This is a genomic window from Blautia hominis (assembly GCA_002270465.1).
Classification (GTDB): Bacteria; Bacillota; Clostridia; order Lachnospirales; family Lachnospiraceae; genus Blautia; species Blautia hominis.
This window is the reverse complement of record NQOF01000011.1, coordinates 1-11,825: the sequence shown is the minus strand read 5'-3', so window position 1 is coordinate 11,825 and position 11,825 is coordinate 1. Positions and strand designations below refer to the sequence as shown.

Below are 11,825 nucleotides of genomic sequence, written 5' to 3'. Positions count from 1 at the left end.
CGGCCAAGCAAAAATCCCATCGCCAAAGGCAAGTTTGCATTGATTTTTGCCTGTAACTGTGAGGGTACTGAACAGTTATTGGATTTCTAAATAAAAGGGGGCAGTATTATGAAAGCATACCAGATGAAGATTGCAGTTAAGAATTCACATCCGCCCATATGGAGGCGGTTTGTCGTTCCGGCCGGACTGAGTTTTTCGCAGCTCAGTGTTGTCCTCAATGAGGTTATGGGGTGGTGCGGATATCACTTGTTTAAATTTGAATTTTACCATTTGAAGATAAGTCTTGAAGAGGAATTTGAGGATTTCATAGGTCTGGATGATATGGAGTATCTGAAGGCATCCGAAACACTCATAGATCCTTTTATGGAGCAGGAAGACTGGTTTACTTATGTGTACGATTTTGGAGATTACTGGGAGCATAGGGTGACTATTGAAAAGGTTATAGAGGACTATGCCTTTTCTTACCCTGTTGTTCTTAAGTATAAGGGAGAAACGCCATATGAGGACTGCGGAGGTATTTACGGATATTATGATTTTTTGGAGATTCTAAAGGATTCGTCCCATCCGGAGTTTGAGAATATGAAAAGCTGGACAGAGGAGCATTTTACCTCTGTTTATGATATGGGCGAAGTAAATAAATCGTTGAAACATATGGCTTTGAAGAAGAAAAAAAGCAGACCTATGCTTCAGAACGAGATCTACGAAGCGTTAATAGAGAAGGGCAGCGGCTTCAAAACGATTCAGTGTGTCAATAAGGGTGTAAATGATAATAAGGATGAAGCGTTGAGTGAAAAAATGATTTCTAAAATGGATGACATCCTTAAGGAGTATGAGACACAATATAAACAGTTAAAAGACGCGTGGGGAGCCGATTTGGCAAAGGGGACACTCAGGGATATTCTGGAGGATTACCGCAAGGATGATCTGCAGGAGATTTGTGAATTACATGGTCTTTCCGGTTATAGGAAATTTTTAAAGAAAGATTTAATAGATTTTGTATACGAAAAGCTTTTGTCAAAGGAGGTTATGTGCAGATGCCTCCTGTATATGAATGATACGGAATTGACCCTTATGGATAAAGGAAATACAGGTGTGGATGAATCCGATGATGTATGGAATCTTGTGGAGAGCGGATATGCTGGAGCAACCTACATAGAGGTGGTTTATGTTCCGGAAGATGTGAAGGACGCCTTCCGTAAAAATTGCGATGAGGAGTGGAAAAAGGAACGGAAAAGAGTGCAGGATATTTTGCATCATATCAACGCCTGTGTAGAACTGTATGGAATTTGTCCCCTGGAACGGATGATTTCCATGTATGAAAAGAATACCGGAAATACAATCTCAGAGGCAGAACTGCGGGAATTTTGTGGTCAAATCCCCGGATTTTTAAAATATTTTGAAATCGTTGGGAACGAACTGGTTCAGGAGCATTTGCTGGAAGTTGACAGATTGCAGCATCTGAAAAGCATGCAGGGGATCAAGGCCTATTATACCCCAACAAGAGAAGAAATACAGACGCTCGGAGGTTACTTTTATGTGCCTTTTGACAGATATATGAATGAAATGGAAGATTTTTTTGAGGAGTTTTCAGTAGAGAAAGAGGAGGATGCCAGGGATATATGCAGGAACATTCAGCGCATAATTCGTATTGGCGGTCAGATAGGGGACATTATGAATTATCTGGAAAACGATTTGGTCATGATAGATGAGACAGTATTCCCACAGTTTGCAGAAATTCTGATGAGAGTTTGGAATCATACACGTATGCAAATGAACCGAGGGTATATGCCAGATGAAATGTCATGTCCTGAGTCTGTAAAGAAAGTAAAGGAGAAGGCAGCCGGGATGGGATTTCAGCCGCTGGGTGATACGCCCGGCGGGAAAGCGGATATTATTGATTTCCAGGAAGAACGCAGGAAAAAGATATATCCAAATGATACCTGTCCATGTGGTTCAGGGAAAAAGTATAAGCATTGCTGCGGTAAGAAAAAATAGAAGATAGAAACTGTTTCGTACCCTCACAGTTACAGGCACCCCCATGTATGGCTTGACGATGGGATTTCTGTTTGGCTGCCGAATGCCTTTTTATGGTCAACGCAGTGCATGTGCAGACCGACTGAATAGTTACGAAATATATCCTTTCTGAGGTAGGAAAAAAGACAAGATGCGGAAGTGATTTCCGAAATCTTGTCTTTTTTTCTGGATTTATATATGGTTTAATCTTCCACTAAAATAGCGTTCGGATAGATTTGTTCCATGCGTTCATCGGTAAAATTCTTATCCAGAAAACGGGTGGCAGCATTGTCATTATCAGATTTATTGGAGTGACGCTCTGTGTATCGGTTCAGTGCAAGGCCTGACATGATCATGTTAAATATCATGAACAGGATCATAAGCCATGTTATGGGGATTCCGGCTCTCTTCGGGATTTTTTCAATCAGCGAAGACAGCAGCGGGTAAAGGCATTTCAGCCAGATGACTGCAGCAATGCCCCAGAAAAAGCAGTATAACAGGTTGATCCGGCCTCCCAGATTAAAAGGAATATTGCTGTAATCCCAGAACACGGTGCCAAAAACCAACTCTGTAAACACACTGCATATGTATTCATAAGCCCCGCCTAATATGGTACCGAAGATAAAGATATAGCTGTCACTGCGGCTGCGGTATTGATATAGAATAGCGGTCAGCAGGACACAGCCCAGGCCCCATACGATGCTGAAAGGTCCATAGACAACACTGCTGCGGCTCATGAGTTTTCCGGTAGTTGCAAGGCAGAAAACAGTCTCGGTGATATCTCCCAGGAAGGCTCCGAGGAAAAACAGGCAGACCAGCTTATAGAACGAACAGCCCACAGCAAATACACCGGCACGCTCTCTGGCTGCCTCCATCTGCCGTTCCTTTTCCTGTCTGGCAGCCAGTAATTCTTTCGCTTCCAGGCTGGGATAGGCCTTAGCCATATGCTTCTGTACCCATCCGGTCAGGCCTTCACCCATCATATCTGCGGCCTTTTGCAGGTTTTCAGAAACGTCTTCAATGATGGAGAGCTTTCGCAGCCTGGAATGTACGGCTTTGATGGCCATAACTGTTCCTGCCAGGTCAAGACAGAGGACAATGTAAAGGATGATTAAGATTATGGTTCCCAGATTGGAAGGGATCAAAGCAAGCAATTCTTTCAGGGAAGGGTTGATAAAAGAAATACATATTACGGCTGAGAGTCCCCATACAATGGTGTAGGGAAGGTTGACATAACCTCCAAACTGAAATCTTTTTCGTGAGTAATCCCACCATTTCCGATGGAATATCTTTTCCAGAACAAAGCCTGTTGAAAATGTGATAACAGATGAAAGGATCACACCGCCCAGAAAAAGAAAAAACAGGTGATTTTTAAGCTCAGGCAGAAATACGGCAAAAGCCACTGCGCCGAAACCATAAGCCGGACAATAAGGGCCAAATAAAAAACCCACATCAATAAACCGATGCTCCCTGACCGCCGCAACCGATGTGCCGATTGCCCAGCCGATGAAAGAATAGAGTAAGAAAAACCATAGAAGTTGATAAAGTGTGTAGTTCAAGTTATGCCTCCTTTGGGGTGGTGTTGCTTTTTATATACAATATACGTGGGGAAGGGTGATGTCAAGTGTATAGGAGGGGATTTTCTGGTGCGAAATGACAGTGCACATGAATTTGCCGGGGGATTCGCACTTGATATGCGGTTAAAGGTAGAAGGGAATTTGGGAGAAATGGGATGAATCAGTGGAAATTAATTGTAAATGTGAGGGTAATGTGGTATTATATACAAAAAATAGTGAGAGTGTTTATGCATTTTTGCTGTCGCTGCCTTCGCGGTAGCGTGGATTGAAATAAAATACCAGCGGGAACGCCCATGACGCCAGAGCGTCGCTGCCTTCGCGGTAGCGTGGATTGAAATGATACTTTTATCAATACTTTAACAAACCCCGAGGGTCGCTGCCTTCGCGGTAGCGTGGATTGAAATGTTATACTCAGGGATTAAGGTGTCAAAAAGGAATCGTCGCTGCCTTCGCGGTAGCGTAGATTGAAATTATCGGGTAAAGCAGTTTATATGCCTCATAGGCCCGTCGCTGCCTTCGCGGTAGCGTAGATTGAAATCTCAAATAAATACAATTTCTTTCAAGCGCATCCAGTCGCTGCCTTCGCGGTAGCGTAGATTGAAATCTATACCTCCTCCGGCTTCTCACACCGTTCAAATGTCGCTGCCTTCGCGGTAGCGTAGATTGAAATAACATCATTTTGAAATGAGACTATACAAATCTTTGTCGCTGCCTTCGCGGTAACGTAGAGTGAAATTAATCGCTCTGATATCTCAGTAAAACCATAGATTTGTCGCTGCCTTCGCAGTAGCGTAGATTGAAATGTCAACCAGGCTGTATCTGACGCAAAGGGTGAAGGTCGCTGCCTTCGCGGTAGCGTAGATTGAAATACCCTGGGGGCCGGGCAATTATCGCCTACTTTGTGTCGCTGCCTTCGCGGTACGGTCCACATTTGCATCACATGATAGAGCCGCTGCCTTTGCGGTAGCGTAGGTTAATTGAATTAAAACTGATATCCAGGTGGCAATAGCAATGGTCGCCTGCCATCCCACAGTCATGTATAATCAAATATCCTACACTACATTAAGTAATAATTTGCATTGACATACAACCAAATTTCCCGGCATACATTGTAAAAACAACGTTTCCGGGAGATTTTTCCTTGAAAAGTTATATAGAAGAACGTGCTATATCCATAGCCAACTACATCATTGAAAACAACGCAACCGTCCGCCAGACCGCCAGGGAGTTCAAGGTGAGCAAAAGTACGGTCCACAAGGACGTTACAGAGCGTCTGCTGCAGCTTAATCCTTCGCTGGCTAAATGCGCCCGAAAGGTTCTTGACGTGAACAAGCAGGAGCGTCATATCCGCGGCGGGATGGCTACCAGGGAAAAATATCTGCACAAGGTGCAAAAATAACAAAAGAGACTCTTGTTTTGAAAAAAATATGGGCGTATAATTGTTCCTATCAAAATACAAAAGTTTATTGTGAGGGGAAGACAAATGAATCGATTCTTTTCAAATGCGGATTTGCGGAAGCTGATCATACCGCTGATTATCGACCAGTTTCTGCAGGCGTTTGTAGGACTTGCCGATTCTATTATGGTGGCCAGCGTGGGCGAGGCTGCCGTCTCAGGTGTATCATTGATCGATACGGTTATGGTATTGATCATCAACATTTTTACAGCACTGGCTACAGGAGGAGCCGTTATCGCAGGTCAGTTCATCGGGAAAAAGAAAGCTGAGAATGCCTGCCTGGCAACAAACCAACTGCTGTCCTTTACCCTGAAAGCATCTTGTATCATTATGGTGCTTGGATATCTTGGGAAGAATCTTATTATCAATGGAGTATTTGGAAAGATTGAAGCAGACGTTATGTACAACTGTAATGTTTATCTGCTGATCGTATTTGCGTCTGTACCCATGATCGCCTTATACAATGCAGGCGCGTCTATTTTCCGCGCAATGGGGAACTCAACTATTGCCATGAAGACGTCCTTGCTTATGAATGCCATCAATCTGGGAGGAAATGCGCTGCTCATCTACGGCTTTCACAGAGGCGTGGAGGGTGTTGCGATTCCTACGCTTGTATCCAGAGGTGTGGCCTGTGTAGTGATGCTGTGTCTTTTAAATAATCAGAGCAGAATTCTGCATATCCACCATCCGTTTTCGTTTAAAACAGACTGGATGCTTCTGAAGAAAATACTGTATATCGGCATACCAAACGGCCTGGAAAACAGTATGTTCCAGCTTGGAAAAATCCTGGTGCTCAGTATTGTCACCGGATTTGGAACTGCATCCATTGCAGCGAATGCTGTGTCAAACAATGTGGCAACATTTGCGGTCCTGCCGGGAATGTCCATTGGATTTGCACTGCTGACAGTGGGGGCTCAGTGTGTTGGGGCAAATGATTTTGAACAGGTACATTATTATACGAAGAAACTGATGAAGGTTGCCTATGTTTCCCTGATAGGAATAAACATATTGCTAATGCTTGTTATGCCTTTCATCATCAGAGCCTATGGGTTATCAGCAGAGGCCAGTAATTACGCTTATAAAATTTTGATATACCATTCCATATGTGTGGTGACCATATGGCCATTGTCGTTTTCACTTCCGAATACTCTGCGTGCAGCAGCTGATGTACGTTTTACCATGCTTCTTGCCATTGTTTCCATGTGGATTTTCCGCATTGGATTCTCGGTACTGCTGGGAGTGAAACTGCATTGGGGCGTATTTGGCGTGTGGGTAGCCATGACCATTGACTGGCTGTTCCGCGCTGTTTGTTTTACGGTCCGCTACATAAGAGGGAAATGGCAGCACCAGTCACTTGTCTGATCAGAGTATACATCTGCCGGAGATATATTTCTCATGGGCAGTGTAATATATGAAAATACAAAAGGAGAAAGTATTGATGAAACAGGATATGATTGTTATTCTTGACCTGGGGAGCACAGAGAACACTGTACTTGCAAGAGAAATCCGGGATATGGGTGTGTACAGTGAGATTTATCCCCACGATATTACCAAAGAAGAGCTGGAAAAGCTCCCGAATGTAAAAGGAATCATCATTAACGGCGGACCGAACCATATGGTTGACGGTGTCCGCATTGATGTTAGACAGGAAATTTACCAGGCAGGCAGCCCTGTAATGGCAATTGACCATGAGCCGGCATCCTGCAGTGAGAAATACCAGGGCCTGTGCGGAGCGCAGAGAGCAGAGGTCCTCAAAAAGTTTGTATTTGAAACATGCAATGCGGAAGCAAACTGGAATATGAAAAACTTTGTTGCAGACCAGATTGAGATCGTCAGGGAGCAGGTTGGAGATAAAAAGGTTCTTCTGGCTTTATCCGGTGGAGTGGACAGCTCGGTTGTCGCAGCACTTTTAATCAAAGCCATTGGCAAACAGCTTACCTGTGTGCATGTAAATCATGGACTCATGCGCAAAGGTGAATCCGAAAGTGTAGTGGAAGTGTTTAAAGACCAGATGGATGCAAATCTGGTTTATGTGGATGCTTCAGAGCGTTTCCTGACAAAGCTGGAAAATGTGGATGATCCGGAGCAGAAGCGAAAAATAATCGGTGCGGAATTTATCCGTGTCTTTGAGGAAGAGGCAAGAAAACTGGAAGGGATTGAGTTCCTGGGACAGGGAACCATTTATCCTGACATTGTGGAAAGCGGGACAAAAACAGCCAAAATGGTGAAATCCCATCATAATGTGGGCGGCCTGCCTGAGGATTTACAGTTTATACTGGTGGAACCTCTGAAACAGTTATTTAAAGATGAGGTACGTGCCTGTGGGATCGAGCTTGGGCTTCCGGAAGAAATGGTGTACAGACAGCCGTTCCCGGGACCGGGGCTTGGCGTTCGATGCCTGGGTGCAATTACCAGGGAGCGTCTTGAGGCAGTGCGCGAATCAGATGCGATTTTGCGTGAGGAATTCAAGAATGCAGGTCTGGATAAAACAGTATGGCAGTACTTCACCGTTGTTCCGGATTTCAAATCAGTCGGTGTACGTGACAATGCCAGAAGCTTTGAATATCCAGTGATCATCCGTGCAGTCAATACAGTGGATGCCATGACCGCAACGATTGAGCAGGTTGACTGGAAGGTACTTCTTAAAATTACTGACCGTATTATGAAAGAAGTCAAAAACGTGAACCGTGTCTGCTATGATATGAGTCCGAAGCCAAACGCTACGATTGAATGGGAATAACCCGAAATGTTGAGGCAAAAAGTGCGGATATTTGTGGTTAATGTATTGCATTAAAATTTAAAACGAAAGAGAAATGTAGGTAAAATATGAACAGTAAGATGTTTCAAGAACCAAAAGCGCCTGTGAAACTTCCAGTCACAGAAGATGTAGTTTCTGTTCTGGAAGATGCAAAAATATCTGAGGAAGAAATTACAGGCTGCTGTTTTAAGGGAGTGTTTATCACTAAGTTTGATGGAAAACTGCTTCGCTTCAAAAAAATGGCTTTTGAAAACTGTAAGTTTATAAGCTGTTTCTTCGATGAAGCCAGTTTTACTGATGTACGTTTTAAGAACTGCGACTTTTCCAACACTAGCCTCACGGATGTGTATTTTAAAAGATGTTCCTTTCAGTCATGCAAGGCTGTCGGAGCTGATTTTTACGGTAGTCTTATGCGTCATGTGTCCTTTCTGGAATGTAATCTTTCTGACATGAATCTGGATGCGTCCAGAATGAGCTATGTCAAGATCAAAGACACGAATCTGGAAGAGTCAAGCCTGAGTAAATGCGGGCTGGATAATCTGGACTTACATCAGGTAAAACTTGCCGGCGCAAGCTTTTTCAAAACTGCGCTTAAAGGTGTGGATATGTCTGACTGTGATATGGACAGGATCATCATATCTGATGGCAAGGAAGAACTGCGGGGTGTAGTGCTCAACATGACACAGGCCATTGTCTGTGCAAAACGGATGGGTATTGTGATCAAGGAATTAGAGACTGAAAATTAAATATAAAAATTAGCATTGACTAATGGGCCTGCTCTGGCATAAAATAACATAAACTTCTTTGCACTGCATTTAAATTACAGTACAAACTGAGCAGGCACGGATGCTGGGCATCCGTATAGCCGGGTCACTTTTAGTGACAGCAGATGAGCATAGGGCATCTGTGGGACAGTAGATTACTTTATTGTTCCACAGGTGCTTTTTAAAATGGTTGGAAACAGCCCGGGTATTAAGAAGCGGCAGAGGAAGTTATGCAGTATAAAGAATCAATACCGGGGAGGATTTAAAATGGAACAGGTAAGGAAAGAATTTGTAACAGACGAAAAGGCAAAGAAGATTGCACTTCACGTATCCGGAGTCAGTGTGGCCGGCAATGTGGTGTTGTCACTATTTAAGCTGCTTGCTGGTATTATAGGCCATTCAGGGGCTATGATTTCTGATGCGGTACATTCCGCTTCCGATGTGTTTGGCACTATCATTGCCGTGCTGGGAATCAGCATCTCGAAGAGAAAATCGGATGCGAACCATCAGTATGGGCATGACAGGCTGGAATGTGTGGCAGCTATTGTGCTGGCTGTCATTTTGCTGGCAACAGGGCTTGGTATCGGAATCAGCGGTTTGGAGAAGATCATAAAAGGGAACAGCAGCAGTGCGGTGGTTCCGGGAGTGATCGCACTTGTGGCAGCTGTTGTTTCTATTGTATTTAAGGAATGGATGTATTGGTACACCAGGTCAGCAGCTAAAAAGATCAATTCGGGAGCGCTCATGGCTGAAGCATGGCATCACCGTTCGGATGCCCTCTCATCGGTCGGTGCATTTGCCGGTATTTTGGGGGCCAGATTGGGTTATCCTATTTTAGACCCTATCGCCAGTGTGATCATCTGTTTATTTATCGGAAAAGCGGCTTATGATATATTCAAGGATGCTATAGACAAGATGGTGGATAAATCCTGTGATGACGAGACGCTGGAGCAGATGCGCGGTATTATTTCGGAGCAGGCAGGTGTGTTAAATATTGATATGCTGCACACCAGGCTGTTTGGTGCAAAAATGTATGTGGATATTGAAATCTCCGCGGACGGAACCCTTTCTCTGGAGGAAGGGCATGAGATTGCACAGAAGGTGCATGATGCCATTGAAAAGGAGTTTCCGCTGGTAAAACACTGCATGGTTCATGTAAATCCCGTTTGACACACTCTAAGTAAGGTTTACTAAGAATGGGGCTTTGCAGGGACGATTTTTGTCAGATATTCTGTTTTTAGAATATGGAAAGGAAATTTTCTTGTAAATTGAAGCGGGATATTTTATAATAAAATCTGATTTTGAGGAATGCGAAAGAACAGGAGGGCACTTTTTTGAAGAGAGAAACCGTAATTGTACTTGATTTTGGCGGCCAGTATAACCAGTTAATAGCAAGACGTGTTCGGGAATGCAATGTATATTGTGAGATATATTCTTACAAAACAGATATTGAAAAAATAAAAGAAATCCAGCCTAAGGGAATTATTTTTACAGGTGGTCCTAACAGTGTGTATCTGGAGGATTCCCCCACATATACAAAAGAAATCTTTGAGCTGGGAATTCCGGTTCTGGGAATCTGCTATGGTGCGCAGCTTATGATGCACTTGTTGGGTGGTCAGGTAGGCACAGCGCCTGTCAGGGAATATGGAAAGATTGAAGTTACGGTGGAACAGTCTTCCAAAATGTTTGAGAATGTGTCCGAGAAGACAATTTGCTGGATGAGTCATAATGACTATATTGCAAAAGAAGCACCGGGATTTGAGATTATTGCCCATACCTCTGATTGTCCGGTTGCAGCGGTGCAGAATCCGGGTAAGAATCTGTATGCTGTCCAGTTCCATCCGGAAGTGCTGCATACGCAGGAAGGCAAGAAGATGCTTTCCAATTTCGTATATAATGTGTGTGAATGTTCCGGAGACTGGAAGATGGACTCCTTTGTGGAGGAGAGTATTAAAGCGATCCAGGAGAAAGTCGGAGACGGTAAAGTGCTGTGTGCGCTTTCCGGCGGTGTGGATTCCTCTGTGGCGGCTGTTATGCTGTCAAAGGCGGTAGGGAACCAGCTTACCTGTGTGTTTGTGGATCATGGACTTTTAAGGAAAAATGAAGGGGATGAGGTTGAGGCTGTATTCGGACCGGCGGGTCCTTATAATCTGAACTTTATCAGAGTGAATGCACAGGAACGGTTTTATGAGAAGTTAAAGGGCGTGGAAGAGCCGGAAGAGAAGCGGAAGATTATCGGCGAAGAGTTTATCCGGGTGTTTGAGGAAGAAGCTAAGAAAATCGGAACCGTTGACTTTTTGGTGCAGGGAACTATTTATCCTGACGTTGTGGAGAGCGGCGTGGGCGGAGAGTCTACGGTGATCAAATCACATCATAATGTGGGTGGTCTGCCGGATTATGTTGATTTTAAAGAGATTATTGAGCCACTTCGTGATCTGTTTAAAGATGAGGTGCGTAAGGCCGGTCTTGAACTGGGAATTCCGGATTATCTGGTGTTCCGTCAACCGTTCCCGGGCCCTGGACTTGGAATCAGGATCATCGGGGAAGTCACTGCGGAAAAGGTGGAGATGGTGCAGGAGGCTGATGCTATCTGGCGCGAGGCGATTGCCAATGCAGGGCTGGATAAGGAGATAGGGCAGTATTTTGCGGCCTTGACGAATATGAGGTCTGTGGGGGTTATGGGGGATGAGAGAACCTATGACTATGCAGTGGTGCTGCGGGCGGTTACTACTACGGACTTTATGACGGCTGAGAGCGCGGAGGTGCCTTGGGATGTGATTGGGAAGGTGACTAGTAGGATTGTGAATGAGGTGAAGCGTATTAATCGGGTTATGTATGATTGTACGGGGAAACCGCCGGCTACGATTGAATTCGAATAACGGACAGAACCCCGGGAATGCTGATAAAATGGGCATTTTCGGGGTTGTTTTATGTCGTTTGGCTCTATTTGATTTGCTTGTGTATCTGAAAATAGCTTATTGCATGCATTATAATAACTTTAAATATCGTTCGGTAGATATAACATTTTATCATTCATTGAATAAAATATTTTTATCTGGTGCAGGTCGGAAATGAAGTTATTATATTGGTGTATATTCCGCTAACACTGCACCATGTGCACGGAGTTTTAGGGTTCTTCCGCAATTATCCGTATTAGCGATTTGACAATATAAGCTTTGCGGCCAATAATTCCTTGCCACAACGACCATACATGGTACGTTTTATCATTTTCAATTTGCTGTTTGTACCCTCAACAA

General features: G+C 44.1%; 8 protein-coding genes, 1 CRISPR repeat array and 1 riboswitch. Of the genes, 7 read left to right on the top strand and 1 reads right to left on the bottom strand.

From position 1 onward, the window contains the following. Nucleotides 1-108 precede the first annotated feature (108 nt). Complete coding sequence (locus CI595_RS24225) at nt 109-1,995, top strand: plasmid pRiA4b ORF-3 family protein (RefSeq protein ID WP_095176265.1); 1,887 nt, start codon at nt 109-111, stop codon at nt 1,993-1,995. Between the two features lie 221 nt (nt 1,996-2,216). Here CI595_RS24225 and CI595_RS24220 read toward each other — a convergent pair whose 3' ends face one another. Next, nucleotides 2,217-3,572, bottom strand: coding sequence for a putative ABC transporter permease (locus tag CI595_RS24220; RefSeq protein ID WP_095176175.1), 1,356 nt, complete (start codon nt 3,570-3,572; stop codon nt 2,217-2,219). 258 nt (nt 3,573-3,830) lie between these two features. Further along, nucleotides 3,831-4,459: a CRISPR direct-repeat array (repeat unit 32 nt; unit sequence GTCGCTGCCTTCGCGGTAGCGTAGATTGAAAT). Nucleotides 4,460-4,731: 272 nt separating this feature from the next. Between CI595_RS24220 and spoIIID the strand changes: the two genes are divergently transcribed. From spoIIID to guaA (CI595_RS24190), 6 genes are all read left to right on the top strand, one after another. Beyond that, complete coding sequence (gene spoIIID, locus CI595_RS24215) at nt 4,732-4,989, top strand: sporulation transcriptional regulator SpoIIID (RefSeq protein ID WP_065544272.1); 258 nt, start codon at nt 4,732-4,734, stop codon at nt 4,987-4,989. An 84-nt stretch (nt 4,990-5,073) separates the two neighbouring features. Then, a complete protein-coding gene (locus CI595_RS24210) occupies nt 5,074-6,408 on the top strand; it encodes an MATE family efflux transporter (protein ID WP_095176174.1) in 1,335 nt (444 codons plus the stop codon). A gap of 76 nt (nt 6,409-6,484) precedes the next feature. Beyond that, the gene (guaA, locus tag CI595_RS24205; protein ID WP_095176173.1) at nt 6,485-7,786 is read left to right on the top strand and encodes a glutamine-hydrolyzing GMP synthase; all 1,302 of its coding nucleotides are present in this window, start codon (nt 6,485-6,487) and stop codon (nt 7,784-7,786) included. Between the two features lie 86 nt (nt 7,787-7,872). Next, nucleotides 7,873-8,550, top strand: a complete 678-nt coding sequence (locus tag CI595_RS24200; RefSeq protein ID WP_095176172.1) for a pentapeptide repeat-containing protein — start codon at nt 7,873-7,875, stop codon at nt 8,548-8,550. 76 nt (nt 8,551-8,626) lie between these two features. Continuing rightward, nucleotides 8,627-8,721: riboswitch (NiCo riboswitch) on the top strand. A gap of 114 nt (nt 8,722-8,835) precedes the next feature. Continuing rightward, nucleotides 8,836-9,738, top strand: a complete 903-nt coding sequence (locus CI595_RS24195) for a cation diffusion facilitator family transporter (protein WP_095176171.1) — start codon at nt 8,836-8,838, stop codon at nt 9,736-9,738. A 164-nt stretch (nt 9,739-9,902) separates the two neighbouring features. Next, nucleotides 9,903-11,447, top strand: a complete 1,545-nt coding sequence (guaA, locus tag CI595_RS24190) for a glutamine-hydrolyzing GMP synthase (protein WP_095176170.1) — start codon at nt 9,903-9,905, stop codon at nt 11,445-11,447. Nucleotides 11,448-11,825 lie beyond the last annotated feature (378 nt).

Coding starts and splice junctions, on each gene's coding strand:
- CI595_RS24225 (WP_095176265.1), top strand. CDS start 109: ATGAAAGCATACCAGATGAAGATTGCAGTTAAGAATTCACATCCGCCC.
- CI595_RS24210 (WP_095176174.1), top strand. CDS start 5,074: ATGAATCGATTCTTTTCAAATGCGGATTTGCGGAAGCTGATCATACCG.
- guaA (WP_095176173.1), top strand. CDS start 6,485: ATGAAACAGGATATGATTGTTATTCTTGACCTGGGGAGCACAGAGAAC.
- CI595_RS24200 (WP_095176172.1), top strand. CDS start 7,873: ATGAACAGTAAGATGTTTCAAGAACCAAAAGCGCCTGTGAAACTTCCA.
- CI595_RS24195 (WP_095176171.1), top strand. CDS start 8,836: ATGGAACAGGTAAGGAAAGAATTTGTAACAGACGAAAAGGCAAAGAAG.